Source organism: Rathayibacter sp. AY1C7 (genome assembly GCF_002931865.1).
Classification (GTDB): Bacteria; Actinomycetota; Actinomycetes; order Actinomycetales; family Microbacteriaceae; genus Rathayibacter.
The window spans coordinates 151,792-177,050 of record NZ_PSWB01000001.1 but is presented as its reverse complement, the minus strand read 5'-3'; the positions used below and the strand labels follow the sequence as shown (position 1 = coordinate 177,050).

Genomic DNA, 25,259 nt, shown 5'->3' with positions numbered 1-25,259 from the left:
TGGATCCTGCTAGCGTCGCAGCGGAGCGGCCCCGGCGCGTCCGGCTGAGCGGCTCGGACCCACCCCTCGGACGGAAGGCCAGCGCTCCCGTGTTCATCCCGATCGGCAACACCCCCCGCGACTACGCCTGGGGCTCGCTCACCGGCATCTCGGAGGCCCTCGGCACCGCGCCCTCCGGCGCCCCCGAGGCCGAGCTCTGGCTCGGCGCGCACCCGGGCTCGCCCGCGCGCATCCTCGACCCCGCCTCGGTCGGCGCCGGCACGCTCGCCGAGTGGATCGGCGAGCACGCCGAGGCGGCGCTCGCCGGAGTGGAGGGGGCGGTCGATCCGGTCTCGGGCGCTCCCCGTCTGCCGTTCCTGCTCAAGATCCTCGCCGCGGGCGGGCCGCTGTCGCTCCAGGCCCACCCCTCGTCCGAGCGGGCCCGGCGCCGGTTCGTCGAGGAGGAGGAGGCCGGCATCCCGCGGGACGCCGCCGATCGCAACTACAAGGACCCGTTCCACAAGCCCGAGCTGATCTACGCGCTCAGCGAGAGCTTCGACGCGCTCTGCGGCTTCCGCGAGCCGGCGGACGCCCGGGCGCTGCTCGCCGAGCTGGCCGGGCGCGCCCCGGCGGAGGAGGCGGCCGCGATCGCGCGGTTCGCCCGGACGCTCGAGGGCGAGCCCTCGGAGGTCCTCCGCGGCGCCCTGTCGTGGCTGCTCGCCGACGGCGACCGCGCCGAGGTCGCCGCGCTGGTGTCCGCGGTCGTCGCGGCGTCCGCGGGCGACGACCGCCTCGAGACGACCACGGTCCGGGACCTGGACGAGAGCTACCCGGGCGACCCCGGCATCGTGCTCTCGCTCCTGCTCAACCGCGTCCGCCTCGCCCGCGGCGAGGTGCTCTACCTGCCCGCAGGCAACATCCACGCCTACCTCGCGGGCACGGGCGTGGAGCTGATGGCCGCCTCCGACAACGTGCTGCGCGGGGGCCTCACGCCCAAGCACATCGACGTGCCCGAGCTGGTGAGCGTGCTCGAGTTCTCGCCGCTGCCCGTGCCCTACCTCCCGGCCGAGCAGGCCGGACCGGGCGTGCGCGTCTACCGTCCGGACGTCCCCGACTTCGTGCTCGCCGTCGTGGAGCCGGAGTCGGAGACGCCGGCCCGCGTCGCCCTGCACGGACCCGCCATCGCGATCGCGACCGAGGGCTCGTTCTCGCTCGAGGGCGCCGAGGGCTCGGTCCGCGTCGAGCGCGGCGGCAGCGTGTTCGTGACCCCGTCGGAGGGCGCTCTCGCCGTCACCGGACGGGGCAGGCTCTTCGTCGCGACGGTCTGATCCCTCCAGCGATCCCGGTGCCGGCCGCTCAGGCGGCGAACGTGCGGCGGTAGGCCGCCGGCGTGGTCCGCAGGACGCGCGTGAAGTGGTGGCGCATCACCGCGGCCGTGCCGAAGCCGACCCGCGCGGCGACCGCCTCGAGGGTCAGCTCCGTCTCCTCCAGCAGCACCTGCGCCCGGAGGAGGCGCTGGCGGGTGAGCCAGGCGAGCGGAGTCGTGCCGAGGTCGGCCCGGAAGCGGCGCGCGAAGGTGCGGGGGGCCATCAGGGCCCGACGGGCCAGCGCCTCGATCGAGAGGTCCTCGTCGAGGTGCTCCAGCATCCACTCGGTGACCTCGGCCAGCGAGTCCGCGCGCGCCTCGGGAACGGGGGTCCGCAGGTACTGCGCCTGCCCGCCGTGGCGCTGCGGGGGCACGACCATCCGCCGGGCGACGACGCTCGCCGCCGTCGCGCCCAGCTCCTCGCGCACCACGTGCAGCGCCGCGTCGATGCCGGCCGCGGTGCCCGCGCTCGTCACGATGCGCCCCTCCTGCACGTAGAGGACCTCCGGGTCCACCGTGACGGAGGGGAAGCGCCGGGCGAGCTCCGCGGCGTGCATCCAGTGGGTGGTCGCGCGCCGGCCGTCGAGCAGGCCCGCCTGCGCCAGGGTGAAGGCCCCGCTGCAGACGCTGAGGATCCACGCGCCGCGCTCGTGAGCCTCGCGGAGGAGGTCGAGGACCCGCTCGTCGGCGGGCCCGCGGCCGTGGGCGGGGACGGCGATCAGGTCCGCGTCCCGGGCCGCGTCGAGACCATCGGCGATCAGCAGGTCGAATCCGAGGCTCGTCCGGACGCGGCCCGGATCGGGAGTGGCGATCCGGAAGTCGAGGGCGGGCCCTCCGTCGACGCCGCGGTCGATCCCGAACACCTCGCAGACGACCCCGAACTCGAACGGCGCGAGGCCGGGCAGGGCGAGGAGGGCGACGGAGCGGAGCACGACGGCAGGATATCGCCACCCGGCGTCATCCGGCCGATCCGCGCCGTCGATCCCCGCCGCTAGGGTGTCTTCCGGCGCGCGGAGTCGCGGGCCCGCACCGAGGAGGATCCACATGGCATGGCTGGTCACCGGGGGAGCCGGGTACATCGGGGCGCACGTGGTGCGCGCGTTCTCGGAGCAGGGCATCGACCCCGTCGTCCTCGACGACCTCTCCTCGGGGCACGCGTCGTTCGTGCCCGAGGGCGTCCCGTTCCACCAGGGCTCGATCCTCGACGAGGCCCTGCTCGACCGCGTGCTCGCCGAGCACGACATCGAGGGCGTCGTCCACGTCGCCGGGTTCAAGTACGCCGGAGTCTCGGTGCAGCGCCCCCTGCACACCTACGAGCAGAACGTCACCGGCACCATGCGCGTGCTGGCGGCGATGGAGCGCGCCGGGGTCTCCTCGATCGTCTTCTCCTCGAGCGCTGCCGTCTACGGCGCAGTCGACGTCGAGATCGTCACCGAGGACACCCCCAAGAGCCCGGAATCGCCCTACGGCGAGTCGAAGCTGATCGGCGAGTGGCTGCTCGCGGACGCGGGGCGGGCGCACGGCGTCCGGCACGCCTCCCTGCGCTACTTCAACGTCGTCGGATCCGGCTACCCGGACGTCTACGACACCAGCCCCCACAACCTCTTCCCCCTCGTCTTCGAGGCGCTGCTGGACGGCCGCACGCCCCGGATCAACGGCGACGACTACCCGACGCCGGACGGCACCTGCGTCCGCGACTACATCCACGTCGCCGACCTGGCGCTCGCGCACGTCGCCGCGGCGCGCCGCCTGGCCGCCGGCGAGCCGATCGACCCGGTCTACAACCTGGGCAGCGGATCCGGGGCCTCCGTCGGCGAGATCATGCGCGCGATCGCCGACAGCACCGGCATCGCCTTCACGCCCGAGGTCGCCCCACGGCGGCCGGGCGATCCGCCCCGCATCGTCGCCTCCGGCGCGACAGCGGCCCGCGACCTGGGCTGGGAGATGCGGCACACGGTCGCCGAGATGGTGGAGAGCGCCTGGCGCGCACGGAGCGCCGCGACCGCCTGATCGGATCTCACGTTCGCGACACGCCGGTGTGTCGTGAACCCTCCACGGCGGGTTGAGGGTTTATGGTCCGCGACTTGACCTGAGCGAATGACACCGCTGTAATTACCTAGGCAGCGGCTCCGGGAGGAGTGGCCGCCGATCATCGGTTCGCAGGCGGGGTAGGAGACGGCATGACGCTTCCGGAACAGCACTCCGGAGTCCCCGAGGACTGGTTCGTCGATCCGGTCCGTCTGGGCGTGCCCGGGGTCCGACCCGGGATCGACACCGCGACCGAGGCGCCGGGGGGCGCGCTCTCCTGGCAGGTCGACTCGCTGTGCGCGCAGACCGATCCCGAGGCCTTCTTCCCCGAGAAGGGCGGCTCGACCCGCGACGCCAAGAAGATCTGCACCTCGTGCGAGGTCCGGGCCCAGTGCCTCGAGTACGCGCTCGAGAACGACGAGCGCTTCGGCATCTGGGGCGGCCTCTCCGAGCGCGAGCGCCGGAAGCTGCGCCGCCGGGCCTAGTCCCCTCCTCGCCGCGACCCGACCGACGGGGCGGCGAGCCGCAGGCTGGCGGCGCGGCGGCATCGCTTAGGGTGGTCCGCGATGTATCCACGAGTCACCGCCGTCCTCGTCGCGCGCAACGGCGCGGCCTATCTGGAACGAACCCTCGCGGCCCTGCGGGCGCAGACCCGTCAGCCCGACGCGACGGTGTTCGTCGACGGAGGCTCGAAGGACACGACCGACGAGCTCCTCGCGTCCTGGGGTCCGACGCAGCTCGTGCAGGTCGCCGAGCACCTCCCCTTCGGCCAGGCCGTGGCCCGCGCTGTCCGCGTGATGCAGCCGCCGGCCGGAGAGGACGAGTGGCTGTGGCTGCTCGCGCAGGACTCCGCCCCCGAGCCCGGCGCCCTCGCGGCGCTGCTGGGAGCCGTCGAGGTCGCCCCCTCCGTCGCCGTCGCCGGTCCCAAGATCATGGACTGGACGCGCTCCGGCTACATCCGCAGCTACGGCGAGTCGATCACCAAGCACGGCACGACCGTCCACCTCGTCGAGGACGAGCTCGACCAGGGCCAGCACGACTCCACGCCCGACGTCCTGGCCGTCGCCGCCGGCGGCATGCTCGTGCGCCACTCCCTCTGGGAGGAGCTCGGCGGCTTCGACCCCGGCCTGCCGGTCGTCGACGACGCGCTCGACTTCTCGATCCGCACCCGGCTCGCCGGGCACCGGGTCAGCCGCGTGCCGGACGCCCGCGTCACCACCGCCCGCATCGGGCTGCAGCGCCCCGACGGCCGCCGCATCGACAGCGGCGAACGGCGCCGGGCGCGTCAGCACCGCACCGCGCAGCTGCACCGCCGGCTCGCCTACGCGCCCGTCGCGCTCCTCCTCCTGCACTGGCTCTCGCTCGTCCCGCTGGCGATCGGCCGCGCGGTCGTGCGCCTGCTGCGCAAGCAGCCCGGGCTGGTCGGAGGGGAGCTGCTGGCGGCCCTCGTCGTCGCCTTCGGGGGGACGAAGGTGCTGCGGGCCCGCACCGTTCTCCGCTCGTCGAAGAACGTGGGCTGGAAGGCCGTTGCGCCGCTGCGCATCCCGCTGGACGTGGTGCGGCAGCTGCGCTCGGTGCGCCACGACGCCGTGCGCGTGCAGGCCGGGCGGGACCGCCATCCGCTGCACTTCTTCCAGGGCGGGGGAGTGTGGGTCGTCCTCATCGCCGCGCTCGCCGGCCTGGTGGTCTACACGCCGCTCCTCGCTGCTCCCGCGCTCAGCGGCGGCGGTCTGCTGACGCTCTCGCCGACCGTCGGCGAGCTGTGGCGCAACGCGGCCTACGGCTGGCGCGACCTCGGCTCGGGGTTCATCGGCGCGGCAGACCCGTTCGCCGCTGTCCTCGCCGTGCTCGGCTCGCTGACCTTCTGGTCGCCCAGCTACTCGATGGTGCTGCTCTACCTCGTCGCGCTCCCCGCTGCCGCCCTCGGTGCCTGGCTGATGATCGCGCGGCTCACCCCGCGCGCGACCGCCCGCGCCGCCGGAGCCCTCGTCTACATCCTCGCTCCCGCCTTCTTCGCCGCGCAGGCCGACGGGCGCCCCGCCCCGCTGCTGGTGCACGTGCTGCTTCCCTGGCTCTTCTTCGCCGGGTTCGGCGCGTACCGCTCCTGGTCCGCCTCCGCGAGCGCCTCGATCCTGGCTGCGGCCGTCGTCGCGTGCGCGCCGGTGCTGGCCGTGCCGCTCCTGGTGATCTGGCTCGTCGTCGTCGCCACCTCGGGGCGGCGGATCGGCCGCTTCATCGGCCTGCCGATCCCCGCGGCCGTCCTCCTCTTCCCGCTGGTGGTCGCCCGCGCACCGCGGGGCGACTGGCTCGGCGTCCTCGCGGATCCGGGCGTCCCGCTGCCCTCCGCGCAGTCGGACCTCGTCGCGCTGCTCGCCGGCTTCCCGGCCGGTCTGCCCGACGGATGGCTCGCGTTCCTCGGCGGTCTGGGGATCGGCACCTCCGCCGCCCCGCTGGTCACGGCCGTGCTCGTCGTGCCGCTGATCGTCGCGGCGCTGGCCGCCCTCCTCCTCCCGAACAACCTCTCGGCCCTCGGCGGCGTCGGCGTCTCGGCGGCGGGTCTCGTGACCGCCTCGCTCGCCCAGGGCGTGCAGGTCGCGACCACCGGCTCCGAGGCGGTCTCCGTCTGGAGCGGCACCGGTCTCAGCCTCTACTGGCTCGGCCTGGTGATCGGCGCGTCGCTCTCGCTCGCCGCCGTGCGCTCGGTGCGCGTGGTGCCGGCGCTCGTCGTCACGGCCGCGGCGGCAGCACTGGTCGGTCCGCTCGCGGTGGCCTTCCCGACCGGCGCCGGCACGTCCGTGTCGACCACGTCGGACCGCTCGCTCCCCGCCTACGTGGCGGCCGAGGCCCGGAACGACCCGCGGGTGGGCACGATCGTGCTCGTCCCGCAGGCGGACGGCGGCGTCCTCGCCCGGCTGGAGCGCGGAGCGGGCGCGACCCTCGACCAGCAGTCGACCCTCGCGAACACCGGCGCCGAGAGCACGGACGCGATCGACGAGCTGGCGGGCAACCTCGTCTCGCGGACGGGCTACGACGTCCCCTCCGCGCTCGAGAGCCTCGGCGTGCGCTTCGTCGTGCTGACCGTGCCGGCCGGCACCCAGGTCGGCGACGCGGCCGCCGCCGTGCGCGCGCGGGCGGCCGTCTCCCTCGACGGCAACGCGGCGTTCTCGGCCGTCGGCGACACCCGCTACGGGCTCCTCTGGACGGCCGTCGACACCGAGGGGACCCGCACCGAGGCCGCTCCGTCCGGCGTTGTCGGGCCCTTCGGGATCGCCTACACGATCGCCCTCCTCCTCGTCTTCGTCGTCGCCCTCCTGCTGGCGGTGCCCACCGGGCTCTCGCTCGAGCGGGGCCGCTCCAGCGGCGCGGTCGCCGGGATCGACGACGAGCCGGGCGAGGCCACCGGCCAGTTCGACGACGGGAACGACGATGTCTGACCCCGCCGACCAGGAGAAGCAGATGCCCGAGTCCTCCGCCCGCCGCTCCCGCGCGGAGCGCCGCGCCGATCGCGCCGCGGCCTCGACGCCCGATCGCGCACCCTCGGCCGCCCGTCGGCGCCGGACGGCCCTGCGCGGTGCGGTGGGCGCGGCCGGAGTCGTGATCGCCGCGGCCGCCGTGGTCGTGCCCCAGCTCCTCCCGTCCCCCCTGGTCTCGAGCGCCGCGGAGGGCGTCGTCGTGACGCCCGTCGCGGCCGACAGTTCGCTGGTCTGCGGCGGCGATCTGATCGACGCCGGAGAGCCGGAGCAGCTGCGCGCCCTCGACGGCGCGGCGACCGCGGTCCGGCCCGAGGGCTCCACCTCGGACCCCACGGTCCTCGACGAGGACGATGTCGCCGCACCGGGCACCGGCATCACCGGTCTGAGCGTGCCCGCGGGCTCCGACCCCGCTCCCGGTGGAGCCACCGTCCAGGCCATCGGCACGGACACCCTCTCCGGACTGTCCGCCCGCGCCTGCGCCGAGCCCTCGGCCGACAGCTGGCTCGTGGCCGGCTCGACCGACGTCGGGCGCACCTCCGTGCTGATCCTGGCGAACCCGAGCGAGGTCGCCTCCACCGTCGACCTCACGCTCTTCTCCGAGACCGGCACCGTCCAGGCCACCGGCGCCACGGGCATCGTCGTTCCGGCCGGAGCGGTCCGCGCGCTCCCGCTCGCGGGGCTCGCCCCCGGGGTCGTCCAGCCCGTCGTGCATGTGACCGCTCGCGGCGGCGAGGTCGCCGCGAGCATGCAGAGCAGCGCCATCTCCGGGCTCACCCCGGAGGGCGTCGAGACCACCGGCCCCTCCGCCGGCCCGGACACGCTCGCCGTGATCGCCGGCTTCACCGTCACGTCGCCTCCGGCCGAGACCGCGAGCGACGACGGCAGCGGCGGCGCGGGCAGCCCCGTGCTGCGCATCCTCACCCCCGGCGACGCCGACAGCACGGTCTCGGTCGAGGTCACCAACGAGGACCCGAGCGGGTCGGGCACCTCCACCCAGGTCGTCGTCCCCGCCGGCCTCGTCGGCGAGGTCCCGCTCACGGGCCTGGCGGACGGCTCCTACCGCATCGTCCTGCGGGCCGATCAGCCGATCGTCGCGGCGGGGCGGACGACCTCGACCGGCTCGGCCGGCACGGACTTCGCCTGGTTCGCCTCCGGCACCGCGACCACGACGCCCTTCGGCGTCGCCGGCACGGGCGAGGGCGACGCGCGGCTGCACCTGGTCAACGGCAGCGACTCGACCGCCTCGGTCGAGATCGAGGCCCCGGGCGGCACCCGCACGCTCGAGCTCGGCCCGTTCGCGGCTCTCGCGACCCCGCTGGACGGCGACGGCGTGGTCGTCAGCAGCACCCAGCCGGTGCAGGCCTCGGTCTCGATCGCGCGCGACGGGCGGATCGCCTCGTACACGATCGTCCCGCCGGGACCGCTCTCCTCGCCGATCACGGTCTACTCGCACTGAGACGCGGGGCGGCGGCGCCTCGGCGGTGCCGGCGCCTCAGAGCTGCCGGCGCCTCAGGGGTGCCGGTAGCGGTCCGGGGAGATGTCCCACGGGTCGCGGCCGAGCAGCTCCGCGACGGCGCGGAACACGTAGCTCTCGATCAGCATGCGCTGGTGCCACTCGTCGCGGCGGTGCAGCTTCGCCAGGCGCTCGATCGGCACGCGGTAGAGCGTGATGCGGCGCGCGGCGTGGTCGACGCGCCACCGCGCGATGCCCGTGCCCTGCAGCCGGTCGGGGTCGACGTCGGGAGTCGCCGCGACGTCGACGCGGATGCCGGCGAGCTCCTCCGGCCAGGTGCCGCGCAGGTAGTCGAAGGCCGAGCCGATCGTCGCCTCGAAGAAGTCGGAGCGGGTCTGCAGCAGGGGGAGGTGCGGACCGGTGATCGGCCCTCGTGCGCCGCGGCCGTGCCGGTCGCGGGAGCCTCCGCGCGACCCGCTCGTCGGGCGAGCGGCGGAACGACGAGCACGGGGCATGGCTCCAGCCTATTGCTACTGTGGGCGGCGATGACCGGACGGCACTGCTCGCGGACGGGCTGCCGTGCGCAGGCCGTCGTCACGCTGACCTACGACTACCGCGACTCGCTGGTGGCGGTCGGGCCGCTGAGTCCTGCGCCGGATCCGCACGGCTACGACCTCTGCGCCGAGCACGACCGGCGGCTCCTCGTCCCGCGCGGCTGGGAGACCGTCCGCTACGGCGCGGGGCCCGCCTAGGCCGCTGCCGCGCGCGTCAGGGCCGCTCGGGGAAGCCGCGCGGCGTGCTCGAGAGCACGGGGGCCAGCCGCTCGAGGCGCTGGTCGGACAGGAGCAGGGCGCGCTCCTCCCGCGCCCGGCGGAGTGCGGCCACGGCGAGGAGGAAGTCCTCCGCGGGCGCGGCGGGCAGCGGGGAGACGTGGACCGCGGTCTCGTCGGCCAGCGCGGCGGCGAGCTGCGAGCGCGACGGCTCCGTCATGCCGTGGCGCTGACGGAGGAACTGCGCCAGTCGGCGCGCCAGGGCGTCGGGGAGGCGCGCGGTGTCCGCTGTGACGGCCCAGCCCCGCAGCGGCTCCGGGATCTCGACGACCAGCGGCTCCGCGCGGGGAACGCGCTCGAGCTGGCTGTGCGTGCCCGCGAGGACGTCGCCGAGACGGCGCGATCGGCGCGAGAGGAGGCCGACGACCGCGGCGAGCCCGCCGAAGGTCATCAGGATCTCGAGGACGCCGGTGAGGCCGCGCACGAGGGCGTGCCGGAAGCCGATGGAACCGCCGTCGTCGCGGACGACGCGAGCGCCGACGGTGAGCTTCCCGAGCGAGCGGCCGCGACTGGCCGTCTCGACGGTGACCGGCACGATCACCACGGCGATGACGAGGGCCGCGATCGCCACGGCGGCCGAGGCGGCGGGGTCCAGGCCGCCGTCCCCGGAGAGGGAGGAGACCAGCAGGAACAGGCCCAGCGCGAGCAGGAGCTCCGCGATCAGGTCGATGATCGCGCCGACCGCGCGGAGCACGAAGGAGGTGACGGGCACCTCGAGCGCGATCGCCTCGCCGGTGACCAGGTCGGCGTCGTCGAACTCGGTGCGCTGCTCCTCCACGGTGCTCCTCCCGGATGCTCGGCCTCGGCGGCGTGCCTGGCTATCCTGTCAGGAGATGGACATCGACGCTCTCTCGGCCGCCCGCGCTGCGCAGTGGACCCGCCTCGACGAGCTCTCGCGCAGGCGCCGCCTGACCGGAGCCGAGGCGGACGAGCTGATCGAGCGCTACCAGGCGGCATCCGCGGACCTCGCCACGATCTCCTCCACCGCCGGATCGACAGCCGTCGGCACTCGGCTCGCCGTCTCGCTCTCGCGGGCTCGGGGACGCCTGACCGGCACGCGAGACGAGCCGCTCGCCGCGGTCTCCCGCTTCGTCGTCCTCTCGCTCCCGGCCGCTCTGCACCGGCTGCGCTGGCTGACGCTCGCCGTCGCCCTCGCGACCGCGGTGGTGGCGACGCTCTACGCGCTCTGGATCCTCGGCGACCCGCGCCTGCTCGCCGCGCTGGGCGACGACGAGGAGCTGCGGCGCTTCGCCCGAGGCGACTTCATCGACTACTACTCCGAGAACCCCGCCGCCTCGTTCGCCGGGCAGGTCTGGACCAACAACGCCTGGATCGCGGCGCAGTGCGTGGCCTTCGGGATCGTCGGCGTCTACGTGCCGTACATCCTGCTGCAGAACGCGCAGAACCTCGGCACATCGATCGCGGTGATGTTCCACGTGGGGGAGGGCGACACGTTCTTCCTCTACATCGCGCCGCACGGCCAGCTCGAGCTGACGGCCGTGTTCGTCGCCGCGGCTGCGGGCCTGCGGATCTTCTGGGCCTGGATCGCTCCCGGCGCGCGCACCCGCGGCCAGGCGCTCGCCGAGGACGCGCGGAGCCTGTTCACGGTGGCGATCGGCCTGGTCTTCGTGCTGCTCGTCTCGGGCGTGATCGAGGGGTTCGTCACTCCGGCACCCTGGCCCTGGTGGCTCAAGATCGGGATCGGGGCGCTCGCCCTCGGCGCGTTCCTCTTCTACATGATCGTCGTCGGCGGGCGCGCGGTGCGGGCGGGGGAGACGGGCGACCTCGACCGGTTCGAGGCCGGGTCGCGGAGCATCGCGGCCGGCTGAGCCGAGCCGGACGAGCGCGGCCGTCGGAGCGGGGCCGTCGATCAGCGCTCCCGGGACCGACGACGGCCCCTCTCGCAGGTCAGAGCCGTCCGGCCGCCTTGAGCGCGAGGTAGCGGTCCGCGAGCGCCGGCGGGAGCGCGGAGGGGCTGCCGAGCACGACGTCCCCGCCGAGACGGCGGACGGCGGCCGAGAGCCGGTCCACGTCCGCGAGCGAGCGCTCCGCGGCGGCGGCGGAGTAGACCGCGGCCCGGTCGCTCCGGTCCTCCGCCATCCGCTGCAGCTCGGGGTCGAGCGCGCAGGCGACCACGACCGTGTGCACGCGGGTGAGCTGCGGGAGCACCGCGAGGAGCCCCTCCGCCGAGCCGACCGAGTCGAGCGCGGTGAGGAGGACCACCAGCGAGCGCTGGGAGGCCAGGGTGCGCACCTGCGCGGGGACCGCCGCCCAGTCGGTCTCGATGAGCTGGGGCTGCACGGGGGCGAGGGCGTCCACGACGCGGGTCAGCACCTCCGTGCCGGTCGCGCCGTGCACGCGGGCTCGCCGGGTGCGGTCGAACGCGAGCACGTCGACCCGGTCGCCGGCCGAGGCCGCGAGGGCCGCCAGGAGGAGCGACGCCTCGATCGCCGTGTCCAGGCGCGGCTCGTCCTCGATCCGAGCGGCGGACGTGCGGCCCGTGTCGAGCACGACGATCACGCGCCGGTCGCGCTCCGGGCGCCAGGTGCGGACGACCGGCTCCCGGCGCCGCGCGGTCGCCCGCCAGTCGAGCGAGCGGACGTCGTCGCCGCGGACGTACTCGCGCAGGCTGTCGAACTCCGTTCCCTGCCCGCGGATCATCACGCTGGTCCGCCCCTCCAGCTCGCGCAGCCGCGCCAGGCGCGAGGGCAGGTGGCGACGGGAGCGGAAGGCGGGCAGCACCCGGACGACGGCCGGCGCGGCCCGCGTCGCCTGGCGGCCGGCCAGCCCGAGCGGCCCGCGGGAGCGGATGGTGACGTGGAGTGCCCGGCGCTCGCCGCGGCGGAGCGGCTCCAGGACCGTGGTCACCGCGCGGCGCTCGCCCGGCGGCAGACGCAGGGACGACCGGGTCTCGAGGGCGCCGGCCGAGGGCTCCCAGGCGTCGCGGAGGACCCCCGTGATCCTCCTGCGGCCGGTGCTCGTGACCAGGAGGGTCGCCTCGGCCCGCTCGCCGAGCCGCACCCGGTCCGGCACCCGCCGCTCGAGCACGACGGCCCGGGGCGAGCCCGCGACCGCGACGTCGATCCCGACGAGGACCGCCCAGGCCAGGAGCCAGAGGCCGAGCACGGCGAAGGCGACCTCGGGGCGGCCGCCCAGGAGGACGACCGGCACCAGGCCGACGAGGAGGACGAGGACGCTGCGTCCGGTGAGGTGCACGGCTCAGACCGGGACGCGGACCTGCTGCAGGATCCCGCCCAGGACGGCCTCGGTGCGGACGCCCTCGAGCTCCGCCTCCGGCTCCAGCTGGATGCGGTGGCGCAGCACGGGCAGGACCATCGCCTGCACGTGGTCGGGGGTGATCGAGCCGTAGCCGTTGAGCCAGGCCCAGGCGCGGGACGCCGCGAGCAGGGCGGTCGAGCCGCGGGGGCTGGTGCCGAGCTTGACGCTCGGGCTCTCGCGGGTGGCTCGGGCGAGGTCGACGATGTAGCCGAGGACGTCGGGGCCGGCTCCGACGCGCCGGGCCGACGCCTGGGCGGCGCGCAGACGAGCGGCGTCGAGCACGGGGCGCACGCCCGCGGCGTCGAGATCGCGCGGGTCGAAGCCCGCGGCGTGGCGCGAGAGCACCTCCACCTCGACGTCGCGCGGCGGGATGTCGAGCACGAGCTTGAGCAGGAACCGGTCCAGCTGGGCCTCCGGGAGCACGTAGGTCCCCTCGTACTCGACCGGGTTCTGGGTGGCGGCGACGAGGAACGGGTCCGGCAGAGGCAGGGTGCGCCCGTCGACGCTGACCTGGCGCTCCTCCATCGCCTCGAGGAGCGCGGCCTGGGTCTTCGGCGGCGTGCGGTTGATCTCGTCCGCCAGCAGGAGGTTCGTGAAGACCGGGCCCTCGCGGAAGGCGAAGCCGGAGGTGGAGGCGTCGTAGACGAGGGAGCCGGTGATGTCGCCGGGCATCAGGTCCGGCGTGAACTGCACCCGGCGGGTGTCGAGGCCGAGCGAGACGGACAGGGCGCGCACGAGCAGCGTCTTCGCGACTCCGGGGACGCCCTCGAGCAGGACGTGGCCGCCCGCGAGGAGGGCGATCAGGAGCCCGGAGACGGCGCCGTCCTGGCCGACGACCGCGCGGCCGACCTCGGAGCGGACCCGGTCGAGCTCGGCGCGCAGGTCGTCGTCGGAGACCGGCGCTCCGTCGCGGGCGGAGGGGGTGGTGTCGCTCATCGGGAGTGGCCTTCCGGTCGTCGGGCGGTCGTCGGGGAGAGGGCGGCGCGGAGCGCGCTCTCGAAGCGGAGGAGCTCGTCGGAGGCGGCGACGAGGGCGGCGTCGTCGCCCGGCAGGTCGTCGACGAGCAGACGGCGCAGCGCGGCCTGATCGCGGCCGAGGCGCTCGGCGGCGACGGCGACGATCTCGTCGACCCCGGTCGCCGGAGCGAGTCCCAGGAGCGCGGCCGTCCGCCGGAGGGTGCCGATGCGCAGTGCGTCGAGGGCGCGGGGCCGGAGGGCTCCGCGCGCGTAGAGCCGCGCGCGGCCGCGGGCCGTCTCGCTCGCATGCACGACGACCGGCAGCGGCTCGACCGCGAGCGGGCCGAGCCGGCGGCCGCGCCAGACGGCGGAGGCGACGAACACGGCCACCAGCAGCAGGAGAGCCGGAGTCACCCAGCCGGGGGCGAGGTCGGCGGGTGCAGGGGTGGTGCTCGCCGAGTCGGCGGCTCCGGCGCGGTACCAGACCAGCCGGTCCTCACCGCCGAGCAGTCCGAGTGCGAGAGCGGCGCGGCCGTCCTGGCCGATGGTGCCGTTGCGGAGGAGGTCGGCGTCGCCGATCGCGGTGACCTCGGCGCCCTGCGGGAACCCGGTGCTCACGAGCAGGAAGCCGTCGTCGCCCGAGGGGAAGCAGCCGACGGCGTCGCCGTCGTCGAGGATCCGGTACGTGCTCCCTCCGGCGGGGAGCGTCCCGGCGCGCTCGGCCGCGGGGAGCGGGCACTCGGCGCGGAAGGGGCCGTCGCCGGCCGGGGAGCCGGCGAAGCGGACGTCCGGCAGCAGGGCGTCGAGCGCGGCTCCTCCCGGGGTCACCAGGACGAGCGAGGCCGAGGCGCGGGCGAGCCGGCGGTACTGGGCCTCGTCGAGGGCCACGTCCGGGTCGTCGACGAGCAGTGTAGCGTCGGGGGAGGAGGCGGCGAGAGCGGAGTCCAGGTCGTCGGCGCGGACGACCTCGACGCCCTGATCGCGCAGCACCTGGGCGAGCGCGCGGGCGCCGTCCGGGGTCGCGCTGTCGACGTCGAGGTCCGGGGCGGCCACCCGGGTCCCGGTCGCGACGGTGAGCAGCAGAGTGCCGACCGCGACGATCACGAGCAGGAGCACCCACACCCGTCCGCGGCGCAGCAGCGCGCCGAGGGTCGGGCTGGAGACCGTGTCGGCGCTCACCGGGGCGCCGCCAGGGCGTCCAGGACCGGCGAGGCCGCGGCGAGCTCGCGGTCCAGAGCCGCGACCCGCTCGTACTCGGCCGGGCCGCAGGGCTGCCCGAGGTAGCGCACGCGGTCGAAGTCGTCGGCCGTGCGGCGCAGCGCGGCGGCGGAGGAGGGGAAGGCCGCAGAGGCGCGCGACGCCAGGCCGAGCGCGGTCGTGCCGGGCGAGACCCGCAGGACGGTCCGCTCGTCGAGGGAGCGCACCAGGGCGCGGAAGCGCTCGACGAGCGCCTCGTCCCAGTCCCCGCGGGCGGCCGCGGCCTCGGCGAGCGAGCGGAGGATCGCGGCCGAGCGGGTGTCGTCGTCGGCGAGCACCGCTCCCGTGACGGTGCTGCGGCGACCGGCGCGGGGCCGTCCCGCGATGACGAGCGCGGCGACCACGAGCGCCACCAGCACCAGCACGCCGATCACGGCGGCGATCGGCACCGGCGGGCCGTCGCCCTGCAGCGTGAGGGAGGCGAACCAGTCGCGCACCGCCTGCACCACCCGGTCGAAGAGGGTCGGCTCGGCCGCCCGGTAGCGCGGGTCGGCGAGCTCCTCGAGGAGGAGTCGGCGCGCCTGCTCCGCGTCGGGCTCGAGAGGGGCCGCGGCGAGGATCACGGGCGCTCCGGCACGGGGAAGGGATCGGGGGAGGGGCGGCCCGCCGCGCGCTCCTCGACGTGGCGCATCAGCACCAGGTCGAAGCCCTCGCGGCGCATCCGTCGGTCGAGGTAGACCAGGCCCGTCACGGCCGACTGGAGCACGGTGCCGACGGCGCCGATCACGAAGCCCACGGCGACGGAGGCGATCGTCACCACGAGCGAGGTGACGAGCTGCGCGTCCGGGTCGGTCGGGGCGATCAGGGCGCCGGCGATCGGGATGAGCAGGCTGAACGGCGTGGCCACGATCTGGCCGGCGACCTGGATGATCACGGTCATCAGCGCGAGCGCGCCGAAGGTGCGCCAGAAGCCGCCCGCCACCAGCCGCCAGGAGCGCGCCACCGCACGGCGCAGCGGCAGCCGCTCGACGACGATCAGGCTCGGAACCAGGGCGAGCTTCGTCGACAGCCAGACCCCCAGCGCGAGGGCGACCAGGCCGGAGCCGACGAGTACCAGGATCCCGCCGACGATCGCGCTCGACGTCCCGTCCATCGCTCCGATGACGAACAGCGGCACGGCGAGCGCCACGGCGAGGAGCACCAGGAGGAGGTAGCCGACGCCCTGCAGGACCGTCCAGCCGATCAGCGCCCAGAAGCGGCCCCGCAGCCGGGCGAGCAGCTGTCGGAAGGTCGCCCGCTCGCCGAGGACGCCGCGGGTGACCTCGAGCACGACCACGCCCTGCACGAGGGCACCGCTGGCGAGCGAGACGGCGAGGGGGATGAGGGCGGCCAGGACCACGACCGCGAGGGAGCCCGCGCCGACGGCGTCGCGGTCGGCGGACTCCGCCTGCGCGATGCGCCCGACGGCGAGCACCGCGATCAAGCCGTAGACCGCCAGGGCGAGCACCGACCCGAGGCCCTGCACCAGCAGGGCGACGCCCAGGGTCGTGCGGGGGCTGCGGCGGAGGACCTGGAACGGGGCGCCGAGCAGGGTGCCGAAGCCGAGCGGGCGCAGCGGCACGAGACCGGGCTTGGGCGGGGGAGTCCAGCCGGGCGCTGGGCGTCCGGGCGACCAGGGGCCGGCGCCGGCGGGCGACCAGGAGCCCCCGGCGGGACCGGGTGGTACGGGGCCTGCGCTCGGCGGCGCGGGCGACCAGGCCGGGGCGACGGGAGCGGGCAGCGGCCTGCGCCGGTCGCCGTCCTGCGCCGGGACGGCCGCGTCGTCCGGACGCCCTGCGGGCGGGGGCCACTGAGCTGCGTCGGTCATCCCCTCCATGCTGTCACAGGCGTGCGGGCGGGGTCCTCCCCCGAGCGGACCCCCTTCGCCCGCAGAGCCCGCTCCCCGCCCACGGAGAGGTGCGTCGGTTAGCCTGGGTCGGGTCACCGTGCGCGCCGTGGGCGGGCGCGACCCGAGACGAGGAAGAGCAGACCGATGAGCGCGCGCATTCTGGTGGTCGACGACGACGCCGCCCTGGCCGAGATGATCGGCATCGTCCTGCGCGCCGACGGGTACGACGTCTCCTTCTGCGCGGACGGCTCAGGCGCCCTCGAGGCCTTCCGGCGGGCCCGGCCGGACCTGGTCCTGCTCGACCTGATGCTGCCCGGGATCGACGGGATCGAGGTGTGCCGCGCGATCCGCGCCGAGTCCGGCGTCCCCGTCATCATGCTGACGGCCAAGTCCGACACTTCCGACGTCGTGCAGGGCCTCGAGTCCGGCGCCGACGACTACATGGTCAAGCCGTTCGACCCCAAGGAGCTCGTCGCGCGGATCAGGACGCGCCTGCGTCCCGCCACCGCCGCCGCGAACGCGGTGCTGCAGGTCGGGGACCTGAGCCTCGACGTCGCCGGCCACGAGGTCCGCCGCGGCGAGACGCGCATCGGCCTGACCCCGCTCGAGTTCGACCTCCTCCTCGCCCTCGCCTCCAAGCCCCAGCAGGTCTTCACCCGCGAGATGCTGCTCGAGCAGGTCTGGGGCTACCACTACAAGGCCGACACCCGCCTCGTGAACGTGCACGTCCAGCGCCTGCGCGCCAAGGTCGAGAAGGACCCGGACGACCCCCGCATCGTGATGACCGTGCGCGGCGTCGGCTACCGCGCCGGCGCCGTCCTCCTGGGCTGACCGTGCCCCGCCTCGCCGCTCCCGACGTGCGCCGGTGGCCCCGCCGCGTGCTCGGGGTGTGGCGCACGTCGCTGCAGTTCCGCGCGGTCGCGATCACGGTCCTGCTCAGCGGCATCGCCATCGGCTCGACCGGCGTCTACCTCTCGTACAGCATCAGCGACAACCTGTTCCAGTCACGGCTGACGCAGGTCACGGGCGACACGTCGCGCGCGACCCGGGCCGCGCAGGGATACCTCGACGCCGCCACCGTCTCCACCCGCCAGGACATGGAGGAGGTGATGAGCTCGGTGCGCACCGCCGTCCGGGACGCCTCCTCCTCCGCGCTGATCGCCGTCGTGCGCTCGCCCGACCAGGAGGCGTCCTCGCTGGCGCCTCAGGACATCTACAACCGCGAGCTGCAGAACGGCGTGATCAGCGACGCGCTGCGCGAGCGGGTGCAGGCGGGCTCCGACGGGCAGTACTGGCAGTCGGTGACGCTCGACGCCTCCGGTCAGCAGCAGCCCGGCATCCTCGTCGGCTCGACCCTCGAGCTGCCGAGCTCGGCCGGGCGCTACGAGCTGTACATCGGCTACTCCCTCGCGGACGCGGAGCGCACGCTCCAGTTCGTGCAGCAGGTGCTCAACGTGGCGGGGATCCTGCTCATCCTGCTGATCGGAGCGGTCAGCTGGGTCGTCGTGCGGATCGTCGTCGCCCCGGTCCGGGTCGCGGCCGAGACGAGCCAGCGCCTCGCCGCCGGCGACTTCGACGTGCGGATACCCGAGCGGGGCCAGGACGTGATCGCGACCCTCGCCCGGTCCTTCAACGGCATGGCCGACAGCCTGCAGGACCGGATCAGCGAGCTCGCGACGCTCAGCCAGGTCCAGCAGCGCTTCGTCTCGGACGTCTCGCACGAGCTCCGGACGCCGCTGACGACGATGAAGCTGGCCGGGGACGTGCTGTACGACCAGCGCGAGGACTTCGCCCCGGTCGCCGAGCGCACGGTCGAGCTGCTGCACAGCCAGATCGACCGCTTCGAGAGCCTCCTCGCCGACCTGCTCGAGATCTCCCGCCACGACGCGGGATCGGCCGAGCTCGAGCTCGAGCCGGTCAACCTGGTGAAGCTGGCCGGCGACGAGATCGAGGCGATGCGCGGGATCGCGGAGGCGAACGGTTCCCGGCTCACTCTCTCCGCCCCGGGCGGCTACTTCGACGCCGACCTCGATCCGCGCCGCATCCGCCGGATCGTCCGCAACCTGCTGGGCAACGCGATCGAGCACGGCGACGGCCGCGAGGTCGTCGTCACCGTCGACAGCAACGCCAGCGCGGTCGCCCTCGCGGTGCGCGACTACGGGCACGGCATGAGCAGCGAGGAGGTGGTGCGCGTCTTCGACCGCTTCTGGCGCGCCGACCCGTCCCGCCGCCGCACGCTCGGCGGCACCGGCCTCGGCCTCTCCATCGCGCAGGAGGACACCGCCCTGCACCACGGCTGGCTGCAGGTCTGGTCCGTGCCCGATCGCGGCGCCTGCTTCCGCCTGACCGTGCCCCGGCACCGCGGCGAGCGGATCGAGGCCTCGCCGCTCCCGCTGCCCCCGGTCGACGCGGGCGAGCAGGCCTACAGCGGCCCGATCGTCCTCCCGCCGCTGCAGGCTCCTCCGGTCGGGGCCGCGGGGGTGCTCCCGTGAGGCGCGGCGTCCTCCGCGCCGTCGCGGCCGCCGCGCTGCTCGCGTTCGGGCTGGCCGGGTGCGCCGGCATCCCGCGGGACGGCGACGTCGGAGTCGGACGGCCCGACACCGCGCCGCAGGACCTCCAGTACGACTTCCTCCCGTCGGGACCCGCCGTCGGTGCGTCGCAGCGCGACATCCTGACCGGCTTCATCGACGCCGCGTCGAGCCCGCAGAACAACTACAAGATCGCCCGCGAGTTCCTCTCCACCGGAGCCGACTGGACGCCGGGCGAGCACGTGACGGTCGACGAGGGCCAGCGCTCCGCCTCGCCGCAGTCGGGATCCACGCTCTCGCTGACGATCACGCCCGTCGCCGAGGTCGACGCGACCGGCGTCTACACCGACGTCGCCACCACGGCCGGCCTGACCCTCGACTACGGCTTCGTCCAGGAGAACGGCGAGTGGCGCATCAGCGCGCCGCCGAGCGGCGTGGTGATCGACCGCACCACCTTCGAGCAGGTCTTCTCGACGCACGCGCTCTACTTCTTCGACCCCGGATACCAGTACCTCGTGCCGGACCTGCGCTGGTTCGCCTCGCGCGCCGACAGCTCCACCAGCACCACGATCGTCACCGAGCTGCTGCGCGGCCCCACGCCGTGGCTGCGGGACTCCGCCGCCGTCGTGTCGGCCTTCCCGACCGGGACGACGCTGGCGGCCGAGACCGTCCCGGTCGAGTCGCAGCGCGCCGTGGTGGACCTGAACCCGGCCGCTCTCGAGGCCGATCCGGCGCAGTGGCGGCTGATGGCCCTGCAGCTGAACCGGAGCCTCGCGAACGTCTCGAACGTCACCGGAGTCGCGCTCTCGGTCGAGCAGAACCCGATCGACGTCCCCTCCGAGGTCACCGGCCTGCCGACCTCGCCCCGCGTCGACACCCGGCCGCTCGTGCTGACCGACGACGCTTTCGGATTCCTCGGCTCCTCCGGGCTGGCCGGCCTCGGGATCTCGGATCGGATCGAGGCGCTGCAGCCGCGGGCCGCGGTCCTCGGCGAGCAGCGCGGGGCCGACTCGGACGCATCGGCGGCCGTGCTCACCGCCGCGGGCGTGAGCCTCGTGGAGCCCGACGGTGCCGACGTCCTCCTCGACGCGAGGTCGGGCCTCGTCGCGCCGACGATCGATCCGCTCGGGTACGTGTGGTCCGTGCCGTCGGCCTCGCCCGGGCAGCTGGTGGCGTACTCCGCGGACGGCTCGCGCTCGATGCAGGTCGCGACGGCCTGGAGCGAGGTCGAGTCGCTCGCCTCGATCGCCGTGTCGCGCGACGGCACCCGGATGCTGGCGCTCGCCCAGGACGGGCAGCAGGCCACGGTGCTGGTGGCCGGCATCACCCGCTCACGGGACGGCGACCCGGTGGCGGTCGGCGAGCCGGTCGTCCTCCGCTCGACCCTGGGGACCGCGGTCGCCGCGGCCTGGACGGACGAGCTCGACGTGGTGTCGGTCGTGCGCGGCTCGACGGGGGAGGACGCCGTCACGATGAACCTGCTCGGCGGAGGCGCCACGGCGCTCGGCACGACGACGGGCACGGTCCAGATCGCCGCGGGCAACACCTCGACCCAGGTCCGCATCCTCGCCGAGGGCGGGGAGCTCCGGCAGCAGCGGGGCTCGGCCTGGCAGACGACCGCGACGGACATCCGGCTGCTCGCGGCGCAGACCGGCATGGGGTCCTGACGGGTCCTGTCGGCGACGACGAGCCCTGTCGACGACGGCGCTCCCCGGATGATCCTCCCCAGGCGCGTCGGGCGGGCGGATCGTCCCGATCCGACGTATCAGCCCTCCGCGCCGAGGCCCGGACGGCGAGCGTGGAAGGCATGCTCTCCGATCACCTGCTCGACGCCCTCGCCGTCCTCCTCCCGCTGGAGTGCCCCGCCTGCGGAGAGCCGACGAGCCGGGCGCCCTGTCCGGACTGCTCGGCCGACGCGGCCGCCTCGGCCTGCCTGCTGACCCGCGTCGTCGGCCCGCCGGACGATCCGCTCCTCGTCATCACCGGTGCCCCGTACGAGGGCACGGTGCGCCGCCTCGTCGTCGCGCTGAAGGAGGAGGGCCGCACGGCCTGCCTCGCCCCGCTCGGCGCGCTGTTGCGTCCGGCCCTCGGCGCGGCGCTCGCCGGCAGCCCCGCGATCCTGGTCGTCCCGCCCGGCTCCTGGCTCGGCCGCGTGCGGCGGGGCGCCGATCCCGTCGCGCAGCTGGTCGCCGCGGCGGGAGGGCGGGCGGCGCGTCCTCTCCGGCGGTCGCGGATGGTCCGCGACCAGGTCGGGCTCGGCCGCGTCGAGCGGCGCGGCAACCTCGACGGGGCGTTCCGCGCCCGCCGTCCGCTCTCGTCGTGGCCGCCGGTGGTCCTCGTCGACGACGTGGTCACCTCCGGCGCGACCCTGCTCGAGCTCCGGCGCGCCGTGCGTGCGGCCGGCGGGACGGTCCGGGCCGCGGCGGCCCTGGCCGGCACCGCGCAACGAGGAGGGAACGTAGCAGCAGAATCCGGACGAACTCCCGGTGACGATCCGGTGGCCGGGGTCTACGGTGGGGGCACGGCGTGAACGGTCCGCCCCGGAGAAAGGCGGCACGCCGTACTCGACTGGGAGGTTGTCATGGACATCGACATCACAGGACGCAACATCGACATCACCGATCGCTTCCGCGCGTACGCGACGGAGAAGTCGGACAAGGTGGCGCACCTCGCCGATCGTGCTCTCGCACTCGAGATCAAGGCGAGCAGGCACGCCGAGGGCAAGGGCTCGGCCGGCGGCGACCGCGTGGAGCTGACGCTGATCGGCAAGGGGCCCGTGGTCCGGGCCGAGGCGAGCGGAGCCGACAAGTACGCGGCGTTCGACGTCGCCATCGGCCGGCTGCTCGAACGGGTGAGACGCGCCAAGGACCGGAAGAAGGTCCATCGGGGCCAGCATCGGCCGACCTCGCTCCGCGACGCGGCCGCCGACGACTTCAGCGTCGTCGCCATCCAGCCGGCCGACGCGGCGGTGCTGGAGCAGCTGAGCACGGGCGTCATCCCCGTGCAGGAGGCGCCGGAGCCGGTGGAGGACGAGGTCGAGGAGCCGTACTGCCCCGTCGTCATCCGCAAGAAGGTCTTCGCCTCCGTCTCGATGACCGTCGACGACGCCGTCGACTACATGGAGCTGGTCGGACACGACTTCTACCTCTTCATCGACTCCGACACGAACCGCCCGAGCGTGGTCTACCGCCGCAAGGGCTGGGACTACGGCGTGATCGGCCTCGGCGACGAGGCCGACGAGCTCGCCGAGCAGGCCGCCGGCTGAGATCCGACCCCGGGCCCCGGAGCATCCGCTCCGGGGCCCTCGCCGTGCCCAGGCAGGGAGTCCGCCCAGGGCGGACGCGTCGCCCCGACCGCTCGCCGCCCGCCCCGGCTAGGCTGGTCGCGGTCCGCGCTCCGGCGCGCGACTCCTGTCTTCTACTTTTATTGGAGTACCCCGTGGCCTCTGTCCTCGAAAAGGTCCTTCGCGTCGGGGAGGGGCGGGTCATCCGCCGCCTCGAGAACTACGCGAAGGCCGTCAACGCCCTCGAAGAGGACTTCACGCACCTCAGCGACGAGGAGCTGAAGAACGAGACCGTCGAGCTGCGCGAGCGCTACTCGAACGGCGAGTCCCTCGACGACCTGCTGCCGGAGGCGTTCGCCGCCGTCCGCGAGGCCTCGCGCCGGACGCTCGGCCTCCGCCACTTCGACGTGCAGCTCATGGGCGGCGCCGCCCTGCACCTGGGCAACATCGCCGAGATGAAGACCGGAGAGGGCAAGACGCTCGTCGCGACCCTCCCGGCCTACCTCAACGCGATCGCCAGCCGCGGCGTGCACATCGTCACGGTCAACGACTTCCTCGCGTCGTACCAGTCCGAGCTGATGGGGCGCGTGTTCCGCGCCCTCGGCATGACGACCGGAGTGATCCTCTCGGGCCAGACCCCGGAGCAGCGCCGCGAGCAGTACTCGGCCGACATCACCTACGGCACGAACAACGAGTTCGGCTTCGACTACCTCCGCGACAACATGGCGTGGCAGGCGCAGGACATGGTCCAGCGCGGCCACTTCTACGCCATCGTCGACGAGGTCGACTCGATCCTCATCGACGAGGCCCGCACCCCGCTGATCATCTCCGGGCCGGCCTCGGGCGAGGCGAACCGCTGGTTCGCGGAGTTCGCCAACCTCGCCAAGCGCCTCGACGAGGGCGAGGACTTCGAGGTCGACGAGAAGAAGCGCACCGTCGGCGTCCTCGAGCCCGGCATCGAGAAGGTCGAGGACTACCTCGGCATCGACAACCTCTACGAGTCGGCGAACACCCCGCTGATCTCGTTCCTCAACAACGCCATCAAGGCGCGCGCGCTGTTCAAGAAGGACAAGGACTACGTCGTGCTGAACGGCGAGGTCCTGATCGTCGACGAGCACACCGGCCGCATCCTGGCCGGACGCCGCTACAACGAGGGCATCCACCAGGCCATCGAGGCGAAGGAGGGCGTGCAGGTCAAGGCCGAGAACCAGACCCTGGCCACAGTCACGCTCCAGAACTACTTCCGCCTCTACGCGAAGCTCTCCGGCATGACCGGAACGGCCGAGACCGAGGCCGCCGAGTTCATGTCGACCTACAAGCTCGGCGTCGTCCCGATCCCGACGAACCGCAAGATGCAGCGGATCGACAACGCCGACCTCGTCTACAAGAACGAGCAGGTCAAGTTCGCCCAGGTCGTCGAGGACATCGCGGAGCGCCACGCGGCCGGGCAGCCGGTCCTCGTCGGCACGACCAGCGTCGAGAAGAGCGAGTACCTCTCGCGCCTGCTCGCCAAGAAGGGCGTGCGCCACGAGGTCCTGAACGCCAAGAACCACGCGCGGGAGGCGGCCATCGTCGCCCAGGCCGGCCGCCTCGGCGCCGTCACCGTCGCGACCAACATGGCCGGTCGAGGCACCGACATCATGCTCGGCGGCAACGCCGAGTTCCTCGCGGTCTCCGAGATGACGGCCAAGGGCCTGAACCCCTCCGAGACTCCGGAGGAGTACGAGGCCGCGTGGGACGAGGTCTTCGCCGCCGTCAAGGAGAAGGTGGGCGAGGAGGCCGAGAAGGTCCAGGCCGCCGGCGGCCTCTACGTGCTCGGCACCGAGCGCCACGAGTCGCGCCGCATCGACAACCAGCTCCGCGGACGCTCGGGCCGCCAGGGCGACCCGGGGGAGAGCCGCTTCTACCTCTCGCTCACCGACGACCTCATGCGCCTGTTCAACTCCGGCGCCGCCGAGGCGCTCATGGGCCGGGGCAACGTCCCGGACGACATCGCCATCGAGTCGAAGGTCGTCTCGCGCGCCATCCGCAGCGCCCAGTCGCAGGTCGAGGCCCGCAACGCTGAGATCCGCAAGAACGTCCTCAAGTACGACGACGTCCTCAACCGCCAGCGCGAGGCGATCTACTCGGACCGCCGCCACATCCTCGAGGGCGACGACCTGCACGAGCGCACCCAGAAGTTCCTCGTCGACGTGATCGACGAGATCCTCGAGGTGCACACCGGCGACGGCAACGGCGACGACTGGGACTTCGACGCCCTCTGGACCGAGCTGAAGACGCTGTACCCGATCAGCCTCACCATCGACGAGGTGGTGCAGGAGGCGGGCAGCCGCGGCCGCATCAACAAGGAGTTCATGCGCCGCGAGATCCTCTCGGACGCGCAGCTCGCCTACCAGCGCCGCGAGGAGCAGCTGGGCTCTCCCGCCATGCGCGAGCTCGAGCGCCGTGTCGTGCTCTCGGTGATCGACCGCCGCTGGCGCGACCACCTCTACGAGATGGACTACCTCAAGGACGGCATCGGCCTGCGCGCGATGGCCCAGCGCGACCCGCTGGTCGAGTACCAGCGCGAGGGCTTCGCCCTGTTCCAGCAGATGATGGGGCAGATCCGCGAGGAGACCGTCGGCTTCCTCTTCAACCTCGAGGTCGAGGTGACCCAGAAGCAGGGCGAGGTCGCCGGAGTCGCGGCCAAGGGCCTCGCTCAGCCGGTCGCTCCGGCCGAGAAGCTCAGCTACTCGGCCCCGAGCGACACCGGCGGCGTCGAGGTCCGCGACCAGCGCGGACAGGTGCAGCAGGCGGCCACCGCGAAGGCCCGCGCCGAGGAGGCCCGCAAGGCGCTCCCCGAGGGCGAGGCGGAGGAGACTCCGACGACCGGCGCCTTCGGCCAGAAGCCGGGCGGCTCGGACGCCCCCGCCAACCGCGAGGAGCGACGCGCGCAGTCCAAGCGCCGCTGAGTCCTCCCCGGACGACGCCCTCGGCCCCGGTCCCGCAGCAGCGGGTGT

21 protein-coding genes are annotated in these 25,259 nt (G+C 74.3%); 13 read left to right on the top strand and 8 right to left on the bottom strand.

What is annotated here, in order from left to right; translation table 11 throughout:
• Window positions 1-89: 89 nt before the first annotated feature.
• Window positions 90-1,307: a mannose-6-phosphate isomerase, class I gene (gene manA, locus C5C69_RS00760; RefSeq protein WP_104232808.1), complete on the top strand. Its 1,218-nt coding sequence runs from the start codon at window positions 90-92 to the stop codon at window positions 1,305-1,307.
• A 28-nt stretch (window positions 1,308-1,335) separates the two neighbouring features.
• Here the strand turns inward: manA and C5C69_RS00755 are convergent, their stop codons facing one another.
• On the bottom strand, window positions 1,336-2,277 hold the full coding sequence (locus C5C69_RS00755) for a GlxA family transcriptional regulator (RefSeq protein ID WP_104232807.1): 942 nt from the start codon (window positions 2,275-2,277) through the stop codon (window positions 1,336-1,338).
• Window positions 2,278-2,389: 112 nt separating this feature from the next.
• On the opposite strand from C5C69_RS00755, the gene galE reads away from it, so the two are divergent.
• The 4 genes from galE (at window position 2,390) to C5C69_RS00735 (ending at window position 8,302) form a co-directional block, all read left to right on the top strand.
• The gene (gene galE, locus C5C69_RS00750) at window positions 2,390-3,355 is read left to right on the top strand and encodes a UDP-glucose 4-epimerase GalE (protein ID WP_104232806.1); all 966 of its coding nucleotides are present in this window, start codon (window positions 2,390-2,392) and stop codon (window positions 3,353-3,355) included.
• A 170-nt stretch (window positions 3,356-3,525) separates the two neighbouring features.
• Window positions 3,526-3,858: a WhiB family transcriptional regulator gene (locus C5C69_RS00745; protein WP_104224145.1), complete on the top strand. Its 333-nt coding sequence runs from the start codon at window positions 3,526-3,528 to the stop codon at window positions 3,856-3,858.
• Window positions 3,859-3,939: 81 nt separating this feature from the next.
• Window positions 3,940-6,807: a glycosyltransferase family 2 protein gene (locus C5C69_RS00740; protein ID WP_104232805.1), complete on the top strand. Its 2,868-nt coding sequence runs from the start codon at window positions 3,940-3,942 to the stop codon at window positions 6,805-6,807.
• Window positions 6,800-8,302, top strand: a complete 1,503-nt coding sequence (locus tag C5C69_RS00735) for a DUF5719 family protein (RefSeq protein ID WP_146079406.1) — start codon at window positions 6,800-6,802, stop codon at window positions 8,300-8,302. Before C5C69_RS00740 ends, C5C69_RS00735 begins: the two co-directional genes overlap by 8 nt.
• A 53-nt stretch (window positions 8,303-8,355) precedes the next feature.
• On the opposite strand, the gene C5C69_RS00730 is transcribed toward C5C69_RS00735, so the two are convergent.
• On the bottom strand, window positions 8,356-8,814 hold the full coding sequence (locus tag C5C69_RS00730) for a metallopeptidase family protein (RefSeq protein ID WP_104224142.1): 459 nt from the start codon (window positions 8,812-8,814) through the stop codon (window positions 8,356-8,358).
• Window positions 8,815-8,844: 30 nt separating this feature from the next.
• On the opposite strand from C5C69_RS00730, the gene C5C69_RS00725 reads away from it, so the two are divergent.
• Window positions 8,845-9,051 (top strand): DUF3499 family protein, encoded by a 207-nt coding sequence (locus C5C69_RS00725; protein WP_104224141.1) that lies wholly within the window; start codon window positions 8,845-8,847, stop codon window positions 9,049-9,051.
• 16 nt (window positions 9,052-9,067) lie between these two features.
• Here C5C69_RS00725 and C5C69_RS00720 read toward each other — a convergent pair whose 3' ends face one another.
• Window positions 9,068-9,907, bottom strand: coding sequence for an RDD family protein (locus C5C69_RS00720; protein ID WP_104224140.1), 840 nt, complete (start codon window positions 9,905-9,907; stop codon window positions 9,068-9,070).
• A 55-nt stretch (window positions 9,908-9,962) separates the two neighbouring features.
• Between C5C69_RS00720 and C5C69_RS00715 the strand changes: the two genes are divergently transcribed.
• Window positions 9,963-10,958, top strand: coding sequence for a stage II sporulation protein M (locus C5C69_RS00715; protein ID WP_104232803.1), 996 nt, complete (start codon window positions 9,963-9,965; stop codon window positions 10,956-10,958).
• 79 nt (window positions 10,959-11,037) lie between these two features.
• On the opposite strand, the gene C5C69_RS00710 is transcribed toward C5C69_RS00715, so the two are convergent.
• Genes C5C69_RS00710 through C5C69_RS00690 form a run of 5 tightly spaced genes read right to left on the bottom strand, consistent with a single transcriptional unit; the run spans window position 11,038 to window position 16,428 of the window.
• The gene (locus tag C5C69_RS00710; RefSeq protein WP_104232802.1) at window positions 11,038-12,345 is read right to left on the bottom strand and encodes a DUF58 domain-containing protein; all 1,308 of its coding nucleotides are present in this window, start codon (window positions 12,343-12,345) and stop codon (window positions 11,038-11,040) included.
• 3 nt (window positions 12,346-12,348) lie between these two features.
• A complete protein-coding gene (locus C5C69_RS00705) occupies window positions 12,349-13,344 on the bottom strand; it encodes a MoxR family ATPase (RefSeq protein ID WP_104224137.1) in 996 nt (331 codons plus the stop codon).
• Window positions 13,341-14,543 carry a DUF4350 domain-containing protein gene (locus C5C69_RS00700; RefSeq protein ID WP_104232801.1) on the bottom strand — a complete coding sequence of 401 codons (1,203 nt, stop codon included), beginning with the start codon at window positions 14,541-14,543 and terminating at the stop codon, window positions 13,341-13,343. The genes C5C69_RS00705 and C5C69_RS00700 overlap by 4 nt, the downstream gene beginning before the upstream one ends.
• Window positions 14,540-15,184 (bottom strand): DUF4129 domain-containing protein, encoded by a 645-nt coding sequence (locus tag C5C69_RS00695; protein WP_104232800.1) that lies wholly within the window; start codon window positions 15,182-15,184, stop codon window positions 14,540-14,542. Before C5C69_RS00695 ends, C5C69_RS00700 begins: the two co-directional genes overlap by 4 nt.
• Window positions 15,181-16,428 carry a hypothetical protein gene (locus tag C5C69_RS00690; RefSeq protein ID WP_146078410.1) on the bottom strand — a complete coding sequence of 416 codons (1,248 nt, stop codon included), beginning with the start codon at window positions 16,426-16,428 and terminating at the stop codon, window positions 15,181-15,183. The genes C5C69_RS00695 and C5C69_RS00690 overlap by 4 nt, the downstream gene beginning before the upstream one ends.
• 165 nt (window positions 16,429-16,593) lie before the next feature.
• Here C5C69_RS00690 and mtrA point away from each other — a divergent pair, with 165 nt between their 5' ends.
• From mtrA to secA, 6 genes are all read left to right on the top strand, one after another.
• Window positions 16,594-17,280 (top strand): MtrAB system response regulator MtrA, encoded by a 687-nt coding sequence (mtrA, locus tag C5C69_RS00685; RefSeq protein WP_104232798.1) that lies wholly within the window; start codon window positions 16,594-16,596, stop codon window positions 17,278-17,280.
• 2 nt (window positions 17,281-17,282) lie between these two features.
• Window positions 17,283-18,941, top strand: a complete 1,659-nt coding sequence (mtrB, locus tag C5C69_RS00680) for an MtrAB system histidine kinase MtrB (RefSeq protein WP_244229464.1) — start codon at window positions 17,283-17,285, stop codon at window positions 18,939-18,941.
• Window positions 18,938-20,644 (top strand): LpqB family beta-propeller domain-containing protein, encoded by a 1,707-nt coding sequence (locus C5C69_RS16790; RefSeq protein ID WP_181067739.1) that lies wholly within the window; start codon window positions 18,938-18,940, stop codon window positions 20,642-20,644. The genes mtrB and C5C69_RS16790 overlap by 4 nt, the downstream gene beginning before the upstream one ends.
• Window positions 20,645-20,784: 140 nt before the next feature.
• Complete coding sequence (locus C5C69_RS00670) at window positions 20,785-21,507, top strand: ComF family protein (protein ID WP_104232797.1); 723 nt, start codon at window positions 20,785-20,787, stop codon at window positions 21,505-21,507.
• A gap of 51 nt (window positions 21,508-21,558) precedes the next feature.
• Window positions 21,559-22,242, top strand: coding sequence for a ribosome hibernation-promoting factor, HPF/YfiA family (gene hpf, locus C5C69_RS00665; RefSeq protein ID WP_104224131.1), 684 nt, complete (start codon window positions 21,559-21,561; stop codon window positions 22,240-22,242).
• Between the two features lie 173 nt (window positions 22,243-22,415).
• Window positions 22,416-25,211, top strand: coding sequence for a preprotein translocase subunit SecA (secA, locus tag C5C69_RS00660; protein ID WP_104225488.1), 2,796 nt, complete (start codon window positions 22,416-22,418; stop codon window positions 25,209-25,211).
• Window positions 25,212-25,259: the final 48 nt, after the last annotated feature.

Bases quoted from the DNA above. Each gene is read 5' to 3' on its own strand.
- galE (WP_104232806.1), top strand. From the start codon at position 2,390: ATGGCATGGCTGGTCACCGGGGGAGCCGGGTACATCGGGGCGCACGTG.
- C5C69_RS00740 (WP_104232805.1), top strand. From the start codon at position 3,940: ATGTATCCACGAGTCACCGCCGTCCTCGTCGCGCGCAACGGCGCGGCC.
- C5C69_RS00715 (WP_104232803.1), top strand. From the start codon at position 9,963: ATGGACATCGACGCTCTCTCGGCCGCCCGCGCTGCGCAGTGGACCCGC.
- C5C69_RS00725 (WP_104224141.1), top strand. From the start codon at position 8,845: ATGACCGGACGGCACTGCTCGCGGACGGGCTGCCGTGCGCAGGCCGTC.
- mtrA (WP_104232798.1), top strand. From the start codon at position 16,594: ATGAGCGCGCGCATTCTGGTGGTCGACGACGACGCCGCCCTGGCCGAG.
- C5C69_RS00705 (WP_104224137.1), bottom strand. From the start codon at position 13,344: ATGAGCGACACCACCCCCTCCGCCCGCGACGGAGCGCCGGTCTCCGAC.
- C5C69_RS00730 (WP_104224142.1), bottom strand. From the start codon at position 8,814: ATGCCCCGTGCTCGTCGTTCCGCCGCTCGCCCGACGAGCGGGTCGCGC.
- C5C69_RS00745 (WP_104224145.1), top strand. From the start codon at position 3,526: ATGACGCTTCCGGAACAGCACTCCGGAGTCCCCGAGGACTGGTTCGTC.
- hpf (WP_104224131.1), top strand. From the start codon at position 21,559: ATGGACATCGACATCACAGGACGCAACATCGACATCACCGATCGCTTC.
- C5C69_RS00690 (WP_146078410.1), bottom strand. From the start codon at position 16,428: ATGACCGACGCAGCTCAGTGGCCCCCGCCCGCAGGGCGTCCGGACGAC.
- C5C69_RS00735 (WP_146079406.1), top strand. From the start codon at position 6,800: ATGTCTGACCCCGCCGACCAGGAGAAGCAGATGCCCGAGTCCTCCGCC.
- C5C69_RS00670 (WP_104232797.1), top strand. From the start codon at position 20,785: ATGCTCTCCGATCACCTGCTCGACGCCCTCGCCGTCCTCCTCCCGCTG.